The following is a 17,483-nucleotide window of genomic DNA, read 5'->3' as shown; positions in this document are numbered from 1 at the left end:
GCCATGCTCCTCAGCGGTTCTGCTCGGGATTCCATTGGCTGTAGCGCTGGCCGCGCAGGAACTGCCACAGGCCCAAGCTCATGCCCGTCATCGTCACCAGCACGAAAGCGGCCAGGCGAAACGGCCGGGGCAAGCGATGACGGCGGTCCAACAGGCCGACCAGCGCCATGGCATAGCCGAACAGTTGCCCGGCCAGGGTCAGGCGATAGAACGGGTGGTCGTCCCACAGCCAGGCGTTGCTGAGCAAGAGCGGCAACAGCAATACCGGCGCCAGGCGGCGGATCAGTTTGTGGCTGATCAGGCCGACGGCGTAGAGCCCGTGACGCAGCGGGTTGAGCAACGCCCGGCGATGGGCCAGGCTCAGCAGGCCGCCGACGGTGACCCGCAGGCGCCGGCGAAACTGCTTGTCGGCCTCGTCCACACCCTGGTCGATCACCCGGGCCTGGGGCACGTAGACGATGGACTTGCCGGCCGCCGGGGCGCAGGTGCTGAGAAAGAAGTCATCGTTGACCTGCGCCGGGATCGGCTGGAACAACTCGCGACGCAGGGCCAGCAGGGCTCCGTCGGCCGACACCATGCAGTCGGTGCGGCTCTCTGCCCGGCGCAGCCAGCCCTCGTAGTGCCGATACAGGCTGTCGCCCAGGCTCAGGCCCTTGCCCGGCACGGGGATCTCCATATGTCCGGCGCAGGCGCCGACTTCCGGATCGCCCAGGGGCGCCAGTAAATGGCCGAGGGTGTCGTGGGCCCATTGATTGTCCGCGTCGGTGAACACCAGGATCTCGCCACGGCTGTGGGCCACTCCGGTATTGAGGGCGGCGGCCTTGCCCAGACGTGGCAGGTCGAGCACGCTGATGCGCGGGTCGACCACCTTGCGCGCGCAGGCCACCGTGTCATCGCTGGAGCCGTCGCTGGCGAGAATGATCTGCAGCGAACGGGCGTTGTAATCCTGGGCCAGCAAGGTGCGCAGTTTATCTTCGATATGCCGCGCCTCGTTATGGGCGGCGATGACGATGCTGATGTCCATCGGCAGGGCCTTGCCGTAGCGCCGGACAGGAAACAAGGGCGACAGCAGGCTCAACATCAGGGGATAACCGAGGTAGGCGTACACCGGCAGCAACAGGCAGGCCCAGTAAATGAATTCAGCCACGGGCAGGTCTCCTGACAGTCCAATGACACAGGTTGAGCAGCAAGGCGGCGCCGGTCAGGTGCAGGCGCACACCATGCAGGGCCCACAATTGCAGGGTCAGTCGCGGGTCGCGTCGGCTCTGGCGCAGGCTGAGGATCAGGGCCGGCAATGACATCGCCAGCAGGATCAGCAGCGCCAGGCGCGGTTGGCCCTGCAGCAGCGCCACCAGGGCCAGGAAGTCCAGCCCCCAGGCGCCGATGGACAGCGCGGGGAAACGCAGCAGGCGCAGGCTCGGGCCATGGCTGCGCAGCAGTTGCAGATGACTGCCCTGGCGCCACAGTTCCTTGCTCATCCATTCGCGCCAACTGCCTTCATAGCCCCAATGCAGGGCCAGGCTATCGTTGACCAGCAACAGTCGCGCGCCGGCCTGGCGCAGGCGCAGGGAGAAATCCTTGTCCTCGCCGGTGCGCAGGGTTTCATCGAAACCACCCACCCGATCGAACCACGAGCGACGCATCAGCAGATTGGCGCTGGGCAGCCATTGCACCCGGTGCAGGGGGCGGGAATCGGCACGCTGGCTACGCCGTTGCCAGGCTTCGGCGAACCAGGGGGCCTGGCGCGGGGTGTCCAGGTCCAGGCCGAGCACATCGCCTTGGCCTTCCAGTTCCAGCATCAACGTGAGCCAGTCGGCCGGCATCTCGATGTCGGCGTCGACGAACGCCAGCCACTGGCCGCTCGCGAGCGCGGCCCCCCGGTTGCGCAGGGCGCCGATATGGACGCCGGGCACGATCAGCACACGCGCCCCCAGTTCGTTGGCGATGCGTGGCCCGTGGTCGTCGGAACCGTTGTCCACCACGATCAGCTCGCATTCCAGCTGTGCCTGGCGAGCGGCTTGCTGCGCCGCCAGCAAGGTGCGGCCGATGTGCCGCGCCTCGTTGTACATCGGGATCACGATGCTCACCAGGCTCATGCGCGAACCTCCTGGGGGGCGGTCTGCTCGGCGTCATGGCGCAGCACACTGGTGAGGGCGAGCATGATCCACAGCAGCTTGTGGTTCGGCGCGCTGAGGAACATCAGGAACAGTGCCAGCGACAGGAAGCTCATGCCCAGGTGGGTCAGCAGGTCCGCCTGCGCCCAATCCCGGCGACGCAACCAGAGCTGGCGGGCGCGCAGCAGGTTGTACAGGCCCAGGCCGAGCATGCCGACGAACATCAGCCCGCCGGGAATACCGATTTCGCTGAAGATCTCCAGATAGGTGTTGTGAGCCCGGCGGTACAGGTCGCTGAGCTTGCGGTTGGCCGAAAACGCCTTGGCGTAGCCGGTGGGGGCGTAGTGCAGGGGGAAGGTCCCGGGACCGGTGCCCAGCACGGGATTGTCCTGGATCATCCGACTGCCGACGACGATGTACGAGGCACGCCGGCCCAGGGATTCGTCCTGGTGGGCACGGGCGCCATTGCTCAGGATGCTCAGGGACTGGATGCGCGCTACATAGCCGTCCGGCATCACGGCAATCGCCACGGGAATCAGAAGGGCCAGCCCGAGCATGGCGAATCCCAGGTGCCGCGGGCGGATGCGCGGCAGTTGGGCGCGATAGTGATACAGGCCGATCATCAGGCTGAGCATCAACACAACCAGTCCGGAGCGTGACTCGGTCTTGGTCATGCCGCCCAGCAACAGGATGAAGCAGCCGCCCCAGAACAGTCGATGCAGCAGGTTCGGGCCGCGCACCACCAGCAGCAACGCCAGGGGGATGGTAAAGGCAATCAGCAGGGCGAAGGAGTTGGGGTCTTCCAGCAGCCCGGAGGCGCGGCCCTGCTCCTGGTACCGGGCGGAAAACATCGCCAGCACGCAGGTGGTGGTCACGCTCAGGGTCACCAGCCGGCAGAACAGGTCGAGGTTCAGTTCGCGACCGATCAGCAAGGTGATCACGAAGAGAATCAGGCCCACCCTCAACTCGCGAAAATGGGTCAGGGACAGGTCCATGTTCTGCGACAGCAACAGGCTCAGGCCATAGAGCATCATGAAGCCCACCAGAGGGCGCCAGATGTTGCTGCGCAGGCGGGTCCCGGGGATCTGGTGCAGGGCCAGCTGCAACATCAGGATCAGGATCAGCGCCACCCCAAGGAACTTGCTGCCGGAAAGGGAGTTTTCCTTGAACAGGCCTTCGAAGGGCACCAGCGCGGCAATGCCCAGCAAGCCCCAGGCGGGCTTGCGGTACAGCATGGCGACCCCCACCAGGCCCAGCACAGCGCCCGGCGCCAGGAACGGGTAGGGGCTGGCCAGCAATGCCAGGCACACCAGGCCCAGCAGGCTGACGAGCGAGAGCGGGACAATCATGGGCGAGCCTCCCTTGCCGTGCGGATATAGAGCTGCGACCAGCGTTCGGCCAGCGTGCGCAGGTCGTAGCGGTCCCGTTGGGTGCGGCGCGCGTTGTCGGCCAGGATCTGCGCCAGGCGCGGTTCGCTGAACAGGGTTTCGATCTGCCTGGCCAGTGCGGCGCTGTCGGCCGGCGTGGCGAGCAGGCCGTTGTGGCGGTCCTGCAACACGTCGGGGATGCCACCGACGCCGAACGCCACCACCGGCACGCCGGCCTGCATGGCTTCGAGCAGGATCATCGGCGTACCTTCGGTGCGCGAACTGATCACCAGGGCATCGAGGCGGCTCCACCAGGCATTCATGTCGGTCTGGTACCCCGGCAGCTCGATGCGCGTAGGCAATCCGGCATCGGTGATGCGCTTGAGCAGGGCCTGGCGTTCCGGGCCGTCGCCGAGCATCACGGCGTGCAACGACCCATGGCGCTGGCACAGCGGGATCATGGCGTCGAGGAACAGGTCCGGGCCTTTCTCACTGCTCAAGCGGCCGACGTAGCCCACTCGCCAGCGCTGCCCGTCGTCTCGGTGGGGCAAAAGCGTGGTGGTGGCCGGCAGGCCGTTGGGGATCACGTCGAGTTTTTCCGCCCGCACGCTGGCCTGGCGGTGCAGCGCGGCGATGCTTTCGGCCACGCAGACCACGCGCTTGACCGAGGCCGTACGGCACAGCTGCAAGCTCAACCAGGTATAGAAGCGCTGCTTGGGGCTGCGCGGCGTGAAGCCATGCTGCGTGATCACCAGCGGCAGGCGCAGCAGCGTGGCGGCCGCCCAGCCGAACAGCAGCCCTTTGAAGTTGTGGGTATTGAGCAGCGGTCGTTCGTGGCGCCGCTGGCGCAGGTGCCGCAACAGCTCGGCCCACGACCCACAGTGGTGGCAATCGACCCCAGCCTGGCGGAAGCGCGTGATCAAGGTCGGCGGCGCCGCCAGGAACAGCACCTGGTGCTGTCCCGGCGTGGCCAGGCAATGATCGAGCAGCATCCGCTCGGCCCCGTAGAAGCCGCCGCTGTCGAGCAAATGAATGATCGGCAGGGGGCTGCTGCGGTGGGACGGGCCGAACGGCGCGTTCAATTGCGCACCCAATGGACAAGGCTGGGCAGGCTCCAGTTGCGATGCGGGTTGACCGGCTCCGCAGATTGCTCGTTGATCACCAGCAGCACCGGTACCTCAAGTTGCTGGCTGATCTGTGCTGGATGCTTGAAGCGATGGTCGAAGAACTCACGCACGTAGACCAGGGCGATGGCCAGCAGCAGGCCGCTGAACAGGCCGAAGACGATGATCAGCATTGGCTTGGGAAAGGCCGCGGCCGTCGGTTCGAAGGGCGGGCTCAGCACCCGGGCGTTGGACAGGTCGTTGTCCAGCGAGCGGGCGGTGCTGGCTTCGGCGAACCGCTGGGCATAGGTGGAGAACGCCGCATGCAGGGCATTGATCTCGGTGTCCATCTGCCGCAGTTTGCTTTGGGCCTCCTGCAGTTGGTGGATACGCTCCTTGAAGGCGCCGATGCGTGCGACCTTCTGATCGATCACCGAACCGACCACCGCCAGGTCGGTGGTGCGTTCCTGGATCCGGTTGTTCACCACCTTGAGGAACTGCTGGCGGGTCCGGACGATCTGTTCGCGGGCCAGCAGCATCGGTTCGCTGCCGGGCTGGAAGATCGCCAGGTCATTCATGTAGCGGCTGACCTGACTGGTCAGTTGCTCGCCCAGTTGCTTGATCTCCCGGTCCTCGAACGCGATGTTGTCCACCGTGGTGGTGAACGTGAACGGGAAGGTGTAGTCGCTGAAGCGCGAACTGTTCGCCGAGGCCAGGCTGGCCTTGAGGTAGTCGAGCCAGCGCTGGCTTTGCAGCAGGCGGTCGCGGTACAGGTTCAAGGCCTGTTCTTCGGTGTTGATGGCATTCAGGCGGAAGGTGATTTCTTCCTTGGGATCGGACGAGCCGACGCCTTCCAGCAGCGCCAGTCGATGGCCTTCCAGGCCGTCGAGCCGCTGCTGGTACTGGGTCTTCTTCTGTTCGTAGAAGGTTTGCGGCAGTTCGATCGATTGCAGTTCCTGGCGCCCGGTGAGGTAGTTCTGCAGCAGCTGCGCCACGAAGCGCGTGCCCTGGGCCGGATCGCCGAAGCTGTAGACGATGGAGATCACGTTGGAGCCGGGCAGGGTCTCGATCTTCAGGTTTTCGATGGCCTCGTCGGTCAGGGTGTCGAGCACGGTATCGCGCACCGGGTCGACTTCCAGTCCCAGGCCATCGCGCAACGGGTTGATCACGTATTCACGCAGCGGCGTGGTGATATAGCGCTTGAGCGGGTCGCTCACCCACTTGTTGAGGATGCCGGGGCTGGGGGTGTACTCGCCCTGTTCGCGCAAGGTGGCGATGGTCTGCCGGATCAGCGCCGGAGAACGCAGGATATTGCTTTCGGTTTCCATGTCCGCCAGGGACGGTGGAATGAAGGTGGCGTTTTCCTGGTTCAGCGACGTGGTGGCGTCGCCCTGGGAGAGCTTTTTCGACTGGACGATCACCTGGGCGGTGATGTCGAAGCTCTGCTTGAGCATCAACGGCAGCACCAGGGCGATCACGGCGAAGATCAGGAAGACGCGCTTCACCCACTGCTTGTTGGCGAAGAAGATCCTGAAGAACTCGTGCAGATAGTTTTCCTTGGGGTTCATGATCGGTCACCTGAGATTCAGTTGTCGCTGCCTTTGTTGTCGACGCGGTAGCCGAAGCTGAACCCCACGCCCTGGAACAGCACCACATCGGCCAGTTGCCGGGCCAGCTCGCCGGCACTGGCAAGCTTGGTCTTGGGCACGAAGAGCATGTCTTCCGGCTGCAGGTAGGCGATCTGCGCCGCGTCGCCGCTCAAGGCTTTTTCCACGTCGTAGTGCCGGGCTTCGACCTGGTTGCCGTTACGGCGCATGATCACCACCGAGTCGAGCCGGGCCTTGACGTTCGTGCCACGGGCCAGGGTCAGCGCCTCGAGTACCGAGATCGGCCGGCGGATCGGATAGGAGCCGGGCTGCGCGACTTCACCCAGCACATAGATTTCGTTGCCGGCGGTGGACTTGAGCAGCACATCGACGGTCATGCGCCCGGGCAGCTTGGCGTAGCGCTCGTTGAGGAAGGCTTCCAGCTGGTTGACGGTCATGCCTTGCAACGGGATGGAGCCGATTTCCGGGAAGCTCGCATACCCGTCGCTGCCCACGGTGATTTCCCGGCTCATGCCGGTGCCCGGGTGCGTCAGGGTGTTCCTGAGGTTCGTCTCGCTGCTCAGTGGGCTGGTCACCAGCACCGTCAACTGGTTGCGGTTGGGCTGGAACAGCATTTTCTGATCATAGGCACGCTGCACCGTCAGGCGGGCTTCGTCGGTGGTCTGGCCGGCGATCTTCACCGAGGTGTTGGCCCCCGGCAGCTCGATGGTGCCGTCGGGCATCACCTGTTGCGTGCCGTTGAGCTGGCTGGCAGCAGTGAAGTTCAGCGCGACCTGGTCGCCGGGTTGCACCCGATAGGACTGGGGGCCGGTGGTGCTGATGTGGAAAATCACATCCAGCACGTCCTGGGGCCGCAGGGTCTTCTCCACCTTGGGCATGTCGGTGGCCTGGGCGTTGGCCGGTGCGGCCGTGAGGATCTGCACCGGCATGGTCATGTTTTCGTTATGGCTGGAGCAACCGGCAAGCGGCAGCAACAGCAGGACAAGCAGTCTGGCGTTCATCTCGTCATCCTTCTGCAGGCTTACAGGTTGTTGTAGAGCCACTTGGGCATGTAGTACTTGCGGCGGTTGAACACGCTGCCCACCACCTTCGCGCCGGCCTGGGCCAGGCGTTGGCGCGCGGCCTGGGCCACTTCCCAACGGGTGTCTTCACCGCGTACCACCAGCACCACGCCGTCTGCCTGGGTGCTCATGACCAGGGTGTCGGAGGCCGAGTACACCGCGTCGGCGTCCACCACCACAAAGCGGTATTGCGCCGCCAGCTGCCTGAACAATGGACGCAGTCGCTCGGGGCTCAGGCGTTCGGCGTTGTGCCCCAGGCGGCCGTTGGGCAGCACGTCGAAAGGCATGCCGGAGGCCTGCACCACGCAATCCTGCAGCAGGGGCGGGGCAAGGCTGTTGAACAGCATGTCGCTGAAGCCACGCTCCTTGTGCAGCAACAGTTGCTGGCTGAGGCTGTGCGGCGACTGGCTGGCATCCACCAGCAATACGCGGCCGCTGCTCATCTGCGCCAGTTGGGCGGCCAGTGCCATGGCACTGGTGGTGGTTCCGGTGCCGGTGTTGGCGGCTGTCAGAAGCAGAATCCGCAAGGAAGGGTCGAGCACGGTCGAGGTCAGGTTGGTCTCGCTCGGGCTTGCGATGGTCAGGATATTCGTTGAACCGTCCATTTAACTCGCTCCGTGGCCGCTGAACACTTTGAAAGGGGTAATCATCAGGATCTTCAAATCCAGCAACAGGCTCTGTTCGGCGATGTAGCTGAGGTCCAGTTCCACACGCTGGTCGAAGTCGATATCGCTGCGCCCGGAGATCTGCCAGAGGCCGGTGAGGCCGGGGTAGATGCTCAGGCGCGCGAGGTGGTTGTCCTTGTAGCGATAGGCGTTGAACGAGGTCGGTCGTGGACCTACCAGGCGCATGTCGCCGGTCACTACATTGATCAGGTTCGGCAGTTCATCGAGGCTGCTGCGGCGCAGGAACCGGCCGATGGGCGTGATGCGCGGGTCGTTGTCGATCTTGAAGTCGATGGCATCGGCGCCGTGTTTGTTGAGGTGGCGCAGCGACTCCTTTAGCGCTTCGGCATTGGCGATCATGGTGCGGAACTTGTACATGCCGAAGACGCGGCCTCGGTAGCCGGTGCGTTTCTGCACGAACAGCACCGGACCGGGGCTGGAGACCTTGACCAGCACCGCCAGGCCCAGCAGCAACGGGCTGAGCAGCACCAGCAGCACCAGCGCGCCGAGGCAGGCCACCACACGATTGGTCCGCGAAACGGTCCAGGGTCGCCCGCCATGGCGCCCGGTCAGCCAGCCACGGCCCTGCCGGTGGATGGCGGCATCCAGGCGCCGGCGATGTTCGGGGTCGACACGCTTGTCGCCGGGGACATTGATGGGAATGTGCTGTTCATGTCGGGTCATAGACTCCTCCGTTGAAGTTCGGCCGCAACGGGCAGGTGGGCAACAGGCAGCGCGTAGTAATCGAGGAACCACCGGGTGAAGCGACCCAGGCCCTCGTCCAGCCCGATGGCGGGCTGGAAACCGGTGGCGCGTGCCAGGTCGCTGGCATCGGCACAGGTGTTGAGCACGTCCCCCGCTTGCAGGGGCAGCAGTTCGATGCGAGCGGTCCGGCCCAGGTGTTTTTCCAGCAGCGCGACATAGGTGCGCAGGGTTATCGGGTGCTGGCCGCCGATGTTGTAGATCCGCCACGGGGCCCGGCTGGTGGCCGGGTCCGGTTGTTCGTGATCCCACAGGGGCGTGACCCGGGGCGCTTGGTCGATCAGCCGGGCGATGCTCTCGATGATGTCGTCGATGTAGGTGAAGTCGCGCTGGTGCTCGCCATGGTTGAACAGCTGCAGCACTCGGTCTTCGGTGATCGCCCGGGCGAACTGGATCGGCGACATGTCCGGCCGGCCCCAGGGACCGTACACGGTGAAGAAGCGCAGGCCCGTGCAAGGAATGCCGAACAGATGGCTGTAGCTGTGGGCCATCAGTTCGTTGGCTTTCTTGCTCGCCGCGTACAGCGACAGTGGGTGGTCGACGCCATCCTGCACGGAGTAGGGCGTGCGCTGGTTGGCGCCGTATACCGAGCTGGAGGAGGCGTAGACCAGGTGCCTGACCGGATAGCGCCGGCAGTTTTCCAGGATGTTGAGAAAGCCCGTGACATTGCTGTCGATGTAGGCTTGGGGGTGCTCCAGGGAATAGCGCACCCCGGCCTGGGCAGCCAGGTGGATCACCACGTCCGGGCGGCGCGACTGGAACAGCGCGTCGATGGCCGTCGCGTCGGTCAGGTCCGCCCGCACCAGGGGAAACTCGCCGGCCTGGTCCTGCACCCAGGCCACGCGGTCATGCTTGAGCTGGGGATCGTAGTAGTCGTTGAAATTGTCCAGCCCGCAGACCCGGTGGCCGTCGCGCAGCAGCCGCAGCACACAGTGGGCACCGATGAAGCCGGCCGCGCCGGTCACCAGGATGTTCATGCTTGCGGCCCTTGGACCGGTACCGTGTGCCGCAGTCCGATCCCGCGGTACAGCAGCCCGGCGGCCGCCAGGTGCTCGGGGTTGTACAGGTTGCGTCCGTCGATGACGAGGCGGGCCCGCAGTTTGCTGGCCAGCAGGTCGAAATCCACCACGCGGAAGTTCTTCCATTCGGTGCAGATCACCAGGGCGTCGGCATCCTCCAGGGTGTCGTCACGGGTGGCGCACAGGTTCAGGTCCTTGCGGTAGCCGTAAATACGCCGGCATTCGGACATGGCCTCGGGGTCGTAGGCCTGGACCCGGGCACCTTCGCGCCACAGTGCCTCCATCAGGTAACGGCTGGGGGCTTCGCGCATGTCGTCGGTGTTGGGCTTGAAGGCCAGGCCCCAGATGGCGATCGATTTGCCCGCCAGGCCGTCGGGGAATTGCCCGGCGAGCTTCTCGAACAGGATATGCCGCTGGCTGTCATTGACATCGGTGACGCTGCGCAACAGGCGCAGCGGCATGCCGCTCTGTTCGGCCGTGTGCAGCAGGGCGCGCAGGTCCTTGGGAAAGCACGAGCCACCGAAACCACAGCCGGGGTAGATGAAGTGATAACCGATGCGCGGGTCCGAACCGATGCCCTTGCGCACGGCCTCGATGTCGGCACCCAGGCGCTCGGTGAGGTTGGCCAGTTCGTTCATGAAACTGATGCGAGTGGCGAGCATGGCGTTGGCGGCGTACTTGGTCAGTTCCGCGCTGCGGTTGTCCATGAACATCAGCTTTTCGTGGTTGCGACAGAAGGGCGCATAGAGTTCGCTCATCTGGTCGCGGGCCAGCGGGTCGGCCGTGCCGATGATGATCCGGTCCGGCCGCATGCAATCGGCCAGGGCGCTGCCTTCCTTGAGAAATTCAGGGTTGGACACCACGCGCACGTTCAAGCGTTTCAGGCCGCGCCGGGCCAGGGCCTGGCGGGCGCATTCGGCGACTTTGTCGGCCGTGCCCACCGGCACCGTGGACTTGATGATCAGGGTGCGGTCGCTGTCCATGAAATCGGCGATCTGCCGGGTGACCGCCAGCACATGGCTCAGGTCCGCCGAGCCGTCTTCATCGGCAGGGGTGCCCACGGCGATGAAGATCAGCTCGCCATGGTTGACCGCGTCGCTGGCCTGGGAGCTGAACGACAGGCGCCCTGTCTTGATGTTGTCTTCAAGCAGACCGGACAGCCCCGGCTCGCTGATTGGCGGTACCGCTTGCTGCAGTTGCCGGATCTTGTTCGGGTCGATATCGATGCACAGGACGCGGTGGCCTACATCGGCCAGCGCTGCTGCCTGGATCAACCCAACATACCCCGTCCCAAATACGCTCACGTCCATTTTGGCGCGCCTCGTAAATCGGTTGATGTAACTCGGATGAAACTGTTAGAGGGGGTATAGCGCAGCTTCAGAAAAGCGTGTCAGCAAAATGACAGTTGTCAGTGTTGGCAAAACTAGAAAGGTTCGGGCCTTTTGATATCAAGTTATTGACTGCCTTGAGAAAGTCCCGGTTTTAAAGGGTGAAAATGGATTTTAAGAAAGCGATGAACGGTATTTATCCATAGGTTTTGACGATTTGTGTCTCAAAAGTGTGTCATTTTTGGGCTAACTTTTTTTTGACGCTTGCGCCGTTCGTCTCTTTTCTTGCGCATTGGAAAGTCGCTGCTACTGTGCAGAAACGAACCGTTTCTCAACGTCGCGATTTCTGCCGAGACAGACATGGGCCGATACATCAAGGAACTGCTGCTGGCGCTGTATCTGATTCGGGGGTACGACTATTACGTCGACCGCCTGGCGACGTTGGGCCTGGGTTTGGCGACGATCCTCTTCGGTGCGATGTTCGTGGCGCTGGTGGTCGCGCTGTGGATGACCGCCCACATTCGCCATGCCTTCATCCGGCATCTGTTTGCGCTGGCGATGTTTGCCTCGGCGGTATTCTTCGAGGTCTACACCCGGGTCACCGATAGCTACCTCACCTACGCACAGTTCGTGTCGCTGGTGTATTCCGGTGGCTTTATCCAGGAGGCCGCCTGGCAGTATCGAGAAGTGATCGTCAGGGCGATGGCGGCCGGTTTGTTGCTGTTGTTGGGAATCGGGCTCAAGCCGCGTCGCCGGGTGCCGTTGCCGGGTTATCTGCCCATCGCCGCGCCCATGCTCGGGGTGCTGTTGCTCAGTGCCGTGCTGTTCCTGCGGGCCGGTGAGGGCGCGCGCGGTTTGCCGGTGATGTACACCCCGCTGGCGTACCTGAACCTGTTTGCCTATGAGGCCCTGCATAACACCGTTGGTCCACGGGAGCCGATCCGCCTGGCGCGGCGAACGTCAGTGATCGGGCATGACCTCGTGCTGATCATCGACGAAAGCATTGCCGGCAACTACCTCGATATCAACACGCCGTACGGGGTGCACAGCGGGCTCAAGGCGCCGGTGCCGGGCGTGGACATATTCAATTATGGTTTTGCCGCCTCTATCGCCAACTGCAGCGCCGATACCAATGTCACGCTGCGCTATGGCGGCACCCGGGCCGATTACATGCGCATCAACAGCACCCAGCCGTCGATCTGGCAGTACGCCAGGGCCGCCGGGTTGCGCACCGTCTACATCGACGCCCAGCGCACCGGAGGCAATCTGCAGAACCTGATGACCGAGCTGGAAAAACAGGACATCGACGAGTTCGTCCAATTCGACCAGACCCGCGTGCGCGACCGGGACATGGCGGTGGCGGACAGGCTCATCGCATTGCTGGGCAACGACCGCGCCGAACTGGTGGTGGTCAACAAGATGGGCGCGCATTTTCCGGTCCATGACAAATACCCCGACGACTTCATGAGCTACCGTCCGGCCCTGCCGCGAGGGCACTTCCAGGAGGTAGCCGATACCGGAAGCCGCGATGGTTTCAACGGCCGACAGGATGACTGGGTGTTGTACCGCAATGCATACCAGAACACCGTGCTGTGGAACGTCGGCGAATTCTTCCAGCGCCTGTTCCGCCAGGGCGACCTGAGCAACGCTGTGCTGATCTACACCTCCGATCACGGCCAGGACTTGCACGAGCGCGGCAACCCGGGACTCAACACGCATTGTGGTGGCGACCCGGTGGAGGAGGAAGGCCTGGTGCCGCTGGTGCTGATCCAGGGCAGCCAGTTGCAGACCCTCGATTGGCACGGAGCCCTGGCGCAGAACAAGGACCGCTCCAGCCACTACAACATCTTCCCGACGCTGTTGCAGTTGATGGGCTACGATCCGGCCGGTGTCGAGTCGGCTTATGGAAAATCCCTGAACCAACCGACCGAGGACGCGTTCACCTTCAACTATCGCTTCAACGCCCGCCTCGGCGCAAAACCGGCCTGGAAGCACATTGACCTGGACAGCATCGTGACACCTCCACCGGCACAGACTGAAATGGCGGCGGGGCATTGACGGCGACCGCGTCGGGCATCAGGCCTCGCATGGGGGTGGTCGCGGTATAGGGCCGTTCGTGGGTGCGATGGTCCACCTTGCGCTCAGTCCGCTATCCTGACGCTCACGATTATCCAGTGAGCCTCTTCATGCTCGAAGTCCGCGATGTCTTCAAAAGCTACGCCACGCCCCAGGGCCCCTTGCCGGTGCTGCAGGGTGTCGACCTGACGCTGGCTCCTGGCAGCAGCATGGCGTTGATGGGGGAGTCCGGAAGTGGCAAAAGTACCTTGCTGCACCTGGTCGCCGGATTGGACAAGGTCGATCGCGGGAGCATTCGCAGCGGCGAATACCGGCTCGATGGCATGAGCGAAAGCCAGCTCGCCCATTGGCGACGCACGGAGATCGGCCTGGTGTTCCAGCAGTTCAACCTCATCAGCAGCTTGTCGGTGGAAGACAACCTGGCGTTCCAGGCGCGCCTGTGCGGTCGCCATGACCCGAGCTGGCACGCGCACCTGGTGCGGCGACTGGGGCTGGGGGAATTGTTGCAGCGCTATCCCGAACAGCTTTCCGGCGGGCAGCAGCAGCGGGTGGCGTTGGGGCGGGCGCTGGCTTCTCGGCCCCCCCTGTTGCTGGCCGACGAACCCACCGGCAGCCTCGACGAGGCGACCAGCGACGAGGTGTTGCGACTGTTGCTGGAACTGCTCGATGACAGTCCCACCAGCCTGCTGATGGTGACCCACAGTCCGCGGGTGGCGGCTCGCCTGGCCCACCGTGTGGTGCTGCAACGCGGGCGGCTGGCGCCGATGCGAGCGCAGTGATGATTTTGCGCCAGACCCTCAAGGCCTTGCTCAGCCACTGGCGCCAGCATCCGGTGCAGTTCTTCAGCGTGCTCACCGGCCTGTGGCTTGCCACCAGCCTGCTCACCGGTGTCCAGGCACTGAACAGCCAGGCTCGGGACAGCTACGCACGTGCCAGCCAGCTCATCGGCGGCGAACCCCAGGCCAGCCTTGATGCGCCCGGCGGTGGCACCTTTGCCCAACAATGGTTCATCGACCTGCGCCGCCAGGGGTGGCCGGTTTCGCCGGTGCTGCAGGCCAGGGTGACCCTGGAAGGGCACGAGGGCCAGCGCCTGCAATTGATGGGCATCGACCCGGTGTCGCTTCCGCCCGGTGGCGCATTGGCAGGGCAGGCGCGGGAGATGAGCGAGGTGGTGGCGTTCTTCACCGAGCCCGGTCGTACCTGGATTGCCCCGCCAACCCTGCAGGCCCTCGGGCTGCGAGAGGGCGACCGGCCCCGGACTGTCGAGGGGCAGACGCTGCCCCCCCTGCATACCCAGCCGGACATGGCGCCGGGCATCCTGCTGATGGACATCGGGTTCGCCCAACAGGTGTTGCGGTTGCCGGACCAGTTGTCGCGGCTGTCGCTGCCCGCCAGTTTCTCCGCCGCGCTACCGGAGGCCTTCAACGGTCGGCTGCAATTGAAGCACGCCAATGAAGAAAACAACCTGTCGCGCCTGACCGAAAGTTTTCATCTGAACCTGGATGCTCTCGGGTTCCTGTCCTTCGTGGTGGGACTGTTTATCGTCCACGCGGCCATCGGCCTGGCCCTGGAACAACGTCGTGGTCTGCTGCGAACCCTGCGTGCCTGCGGCGTCAGTGCCCGCTTGCTGATCGGCAGCCTGGCCCTGGAATTGGGGGCGCTGGCCCTGCTCGGCGGAGTCGCCGGGGTGCTCAGCGGCTATTGGCTGGCCAGTTTGCTGTTGCCCGATGTCGCGGCCAGTCTGCGAGGGCTTTACGGCGCCGAGGTGGCCGGGCACCTGAGCCTCAGCTCGTGGTGGTGGCTCAGTGGTGTGGGCCTGAGCCTGCTCGGCGCAGTGCTGGCCGGGGCTGACAGCCTGTTGCGCGCCGCGCGCCTGCCGTTGCTGGCCCTGGCCAATCCCCAGGCATGGCATCAGGCCCACGCACGTTGGCTGAAACGCCAGGGCTGGATTGCGGCCCTGGCGGCGCTGGTCGCGGTTTCAGCGCTGATGTGGGGCGATAGCCTGGCCAGCGGGTTTGTCCTGATGACGACGTTGCTGCTGGGGGCGGCCCTGGCCTTGCCGGTGTTGCTCAATAGCGCCTTGAACCTGCTGCGTCACCGCACCCACGCCGTACTCGGCCAGTGGTTTCTCGCCGATTGCCGGCAGCAGTTGCCGACATTGAGCCTGGCGCTGATGGCCCTGCTGCTGGCGCTGGCGGCGAATATCGGGGCCGGCAGCATGACCTCCGGCTTCCGCCAGACGTTCAATGACTGGCTCGAACAACGGCTCTCCGCTGAGTTGTACGTCAGCCCGCAGAGCCCGGCCCAGGCCGGCGAGCTGCAGGCCTGGCTGAAGCAGCAACCGGCGGTCACCGCCATCTTGCCCAACTGGCAGGTGTCGATTCCGTTGCAGGGATGGCCGACGGATATCTTCGGCATCGTCGACCATCCCGGCTATCGCCAGCACTGGCCGTTGCTGGAAGCCGCCGGCGATAACCCGTGGGAGCAACTGGCTGGCGCCGACACGCTGATGCTCAGCGAGCAACTGGCCCGGCGCCTCAGGCTCGGTATCGGCGACCGGCTGAGCGTGCCGACGCCGCAGGGGCCGTGGGTTGCGCGCATCGTTGGCATCTATGCCGACTACGGCAACCCCAAGGGGCATGTACTGGTCAATGCCGAGCATTTGCTCAGGCATTGGCCAACGTTGACGCCGTATCGCTTCAACCTGCACATTGAAGCGTCGGCGATTGCCGCATTGGTGACGGACCTGCAAGCGCGATTTGCCCTGGATGACAGTCGTATCGTCGATCAGGCCCGGCTCAAGGGGTGGTCGACCCAGGTCTTCGAGCGCACCTTTGCCGCCACCGCTGCGCTCAACGGCCTGACCCTGGCCGTGGCCGGGGTGGCGCTGTTCATCAGCCTGCTGACCCAGAGCCAGAGTCGTCTCGGCCAGTTGGCGCCGCTGTGGGCGTTGGGGGTGACGCGTCGGCAGCTGATGTTGCTCAACCTGGGGCAGACCTGGCTGTTGGCGCTGTTGACGTTGGTGCTGGCCTTGCCGCTGGGGATCGCCCTGGCCTGGTGCCTGGATGCGGTGATCAACGTGCAGGCCTTTGGCTGGCGGCTGCCGCTACGGGTATTTCCACTGCAACTGGCGCAACTGCTGGCCCTGGCGATGTTCGCCACGCTATTGGCGTCGGCCTGGCCGCTGTACGCGTTGTATCGCACGCAGCCGGCCGATCTGCTGAGGCGCTTTTCCCAGGAAGACAGCCCATGAAGCTTCGAATTGGCTTGATGTTGCTGGCGCTGTGGCTGGGCGGCTGTGATGACGCCTCGTCACCCAAGGGCTTTGCCGGTCTTGGTGGCGAGGCCGTTGCGTTCACGCCGGTGGTGCCGGGGCGGGTGTTCGGTTTTCCCCGGGATCACGGAGCCCATGAGGGGTTTCGCATCGAATGGTGGTACGTCACCGCCAATCTCAAGGATGCACAGGGCCGCGATTTCGGCGTGCAATGGACACTGTTCCGCAGCGCCCTGAGCGCCGCCCCACAGGCCGAGGGCTGGCGCAACCAGACAATCTGGCTCGGCCACGCCGCCGTCACGTCCGCCACCGTCCACCACGCCGCCGAACGCTACGCCCGGGGCGGGATAGGGCAGGCCGGGGTCCAGGCGAGCCCTTTCGATGCCTGGATCGATGACTGGCGGTTCGCTACCCAGGCCTCGGGAAACGATCCCTTGGCAGACATGCAGTTGAAGGCTCACGACCCGCGTTTCAGCTATGAGCTGCGGCTCGTTTCAAGCCGGCCGCTGGTGTTGCAGGGAGAAGCCGGTTTCAGCCAGAAATCCGAACAGGGCCAGGCGTCGTATTACTACAGCCAGCCTTTTTTCCAGGCCAGCGGTCACCTCGATATCGACGGCCAGCGCTATCAGGTCAGTGGTCCGGCCTGGCTCGATCGCGAATGGAGCAGCCAGCCGCTGACCGCCAACCAGACCGGATGGGACTGGTTTTCCCTGCACCTGGACAGCGGTGAGCACGTGATGCTCTATCGCATGCGACACAGCAATGGCGAGCCCTACCTCACGGGCACCTGGATCGATGCCCGGGGCCAGGCGCAGACCCTGCATGCCGGGGAAATCAGCCTGGAGCCACTGGACAGGGCCAAGGTCGCCGGGCGAGCGATGCCGGTGCGCTGGTCCATCAAGATCCCCGGCAAGCAGCTGGACATCACCACCGTCGCCCTGAATCCCGACGCCTGGATGGACCTGCGCATTCCTTATTGGGAAGGGCCGGTGAAAATGAGTGGCAGCCATGGCGGCACCGGTTACCTGGAAATGACCGGCTATTGAGAATCCCGGAACTCCCCGCCGACGCCAGCCCTCATAGCTTATGAAGCACCTCATCAGGAGC

14 protein-coding genes are annotated in these 17,483 nt (G+C 64.4%); 4 read left to right on the top strand and 10 right to left on the bottom strand.

Annotated features, from left to right (window positions below):
* Positions 1 to 10: 10 nt before the first annotated feature.
* Genes AC1M7R_RS02080 through AC1M7R_RS02035 form a run of 10 tightly spaced genes read right to left on the bottom strand, consistent with a single transcriptional unit; the run spans position 11 to position 11,008 of the window.
* Complete coding sequence (locus AC1M7R_RS02080; protein WP_076406594.1) at positions 11 to 1,147, bottom strand: glycosyltransferase; 1,137 nt, start codon at positions 1,145 to 1,147, stop codon at positions 11 to 13.
* Positions 1,140 to 2,096: a glycosyltransferase gene (locus AC1M7R_RS02075; protein ID WP_072392378.1), complete on the bottom strand. Its 957-nt coding sequence runs from the start codon at positions 2,094 to 2,096 to the stop codon at positions 1,140 to 1,142. Before AC1M7R_RS02075 ends, AC1M7R_RS02080 begins: the two co-directional genes overlap by 8 nt.
* On the bottom strand, positions 2,093 to 3,463 hold the full coding sequence (locus tag AC1M7R_RS02070) for an O-antigen ligase family protein (protein WP_072392382.1): 1,371 nt from the start codon (positions 3,461 to 3,463) through the stop codon (positions 2,093 to 2,095). Before AC1M7R_RS02070 ends, AC1M7R_RS02075 begins: the two co-directional genes overlap by 4 nt.
* Entirely contained in the window at positions 3,460 to 4,563 is a 1,104-nt protein-coding gene (locus tag AC1M7R_RS02065; RefSeq protein WP_072392385.1) for a glycosyltransferase family 4 protein, read from the bottom strand. The genes AC1M7R_RS02070 and AC1M7R_RS02065 overlap by 4 nt, the downstream gene beginning before the upstream one ends.
* Complete coding sequence (locus AC1M7R_RS02060; protein WP_072392389.1) at positions 4,560 to 6,152, bottom strand: GumC family protein; 1,593 nt, start codon at positions 6,150 to 6,152, stop codon at positions 4,560 to 4,562. The genes AC1M7R_RS02065 and AC1M7R_RS02060 overlap by 4 nt, the downstream gene beginning before the upstream one ends.
* A gap of 17 nt (positions 6,153 to 6,169) precedes the next feature.
* Positions 6,170 to 7,192, bottom strand: coding sequence for a polysaccharide biosynthesis/export family protein (locus AC1M7R_RS02055; RefSeq protein WP_072392392.1), 1,023 nt, complete (start codon positions 7,190 to 7,192; stop codon positions 6,170 to 6,172).
* Between the two features lie 20 nt (positions 7,193 to 7,212).
* Positions 7,213 to 7,857, bottom strand: coding sequence for a CpsD/CapB family tyrosine-protein kinase (locus AC1M7R_RS02050; RefSeq protein WP_072392395.1), 645 nt, complete (start codon positions 7,855 to 7,857; stop codon positions 7,213 to 7,215).
* Positions 7,858 to 8,601, bottom strand: coding sequence for a sugar transferase (locus tag AC1M7R_RS02045; RefSeq protein ID WP_072430671.1), 744 nt, complete (start codon positions 8,599 to 8,601; stop codon positions 7,858 to 7,860).
* The gene (locus AC1M7R_RS02040) at positions 8,598 to 9,656 is read right to left on the bottom strand and encodes an NAD-dependent epimerase (protein WP_072392401.1); all 1,059 of its coding nucleotides are present in this window, start codon (positions 9,654 to 9,656) and stop codon (positions 8,598 to 8,600) included. The genes AC1M7R_RS02045 and AC1M7R_RS02040 overlap by 4 nt, the downstream gene beginning before the upstream one ends.
* Complete coding sequence (locus tag AC1M7R_RS02035) at positions 9,653 to 11,008, bottom strand: UDP-glucose dehydrogenase family protein (protein ID WP_072392405.1); 1,356 nt, start codon at positions 11,006 to 11,008, stop codon at positions 9,653 to 9,655. The genes AC1M7R_RS02040 and AC1M7R_RS02035 overlap by 4 nt, the downstream gene beginning before the upstream one ends.
* 378 nt (positions 11,009 to 11,386) lie before the next feature.
* On the opposite strand from AC1M7R_RS02035, the gene AC1M7R_RS02030 reads away from it, so the two are divergent.
* From AC1M7R_RS02030 to AC1M7R_RS02015, 4 genes are all read left to right on the top strand, one after another.
* Positions 11,387 to 13,084, top strand: a complete 1,698-nt coding sequence (locus AC1M7R_RS02030; RefSeq protein ID WP_341965479.1) for a sulfatase-like hydrolase/transferase — start codon at positions 11,387 to 11,389, stop codon at positions 13,082 to 13,084.
* 128 nt (positions 13,085 to 13,212) lie between these two features.
* Positions 13,213 to 13,881, top strand: coding sequence for an ABC transporter ATP-binding protein (locus tag AC1M7R_RS02025; protein ID WP_440776415.1), 669 nt, complete (start codon positions 13,213 to 13,215; stop codon positions 13,879 to 13,881).
* Positions 13,881 to 16,355 carry an ABC transporter permease gene (locus tag AC1M7R_RS02020; protein WP_372239198.1) on the top strand — a complete coding sequence of 825 codons (2,475 nt, stop codon included), beginning with the start codon at positions 13,881 to 13,883 and terminating at the stop codon, positions 16,353 to 16,355. The genes AC1M7R_RS02025 and AC1M7R_RS02020 overlap by 1 nt, the downstream gene beginning before the upstream one ends.
* A complete protein-coding gene (locus AC1M7R_RS02015; RefSeq protein WP_072458185.1) occupies positions 16,352 to 17,422 on the top strand; it encodes a lipocalin-like domain-containing protein in 1,071 nt (356 codons plus the stop codon). The genes AC1M7R_RS02020 and AC1M7R_RS02015 overlap by 4 nt, the downstream gene beginning before the upstream one ends.
* Positions 17,423 to 17,483: the final 61 nt, after the last annotated feature.

It is taken from the genome of Pseudomonas sp. MS01C9, from assembly GCF_058202755.1.
The sequence above is the reverse complement of the archived record's forward strand: the minus strand, read 5'-3'. Positions and strand labels throughout refer to the sequence as shown.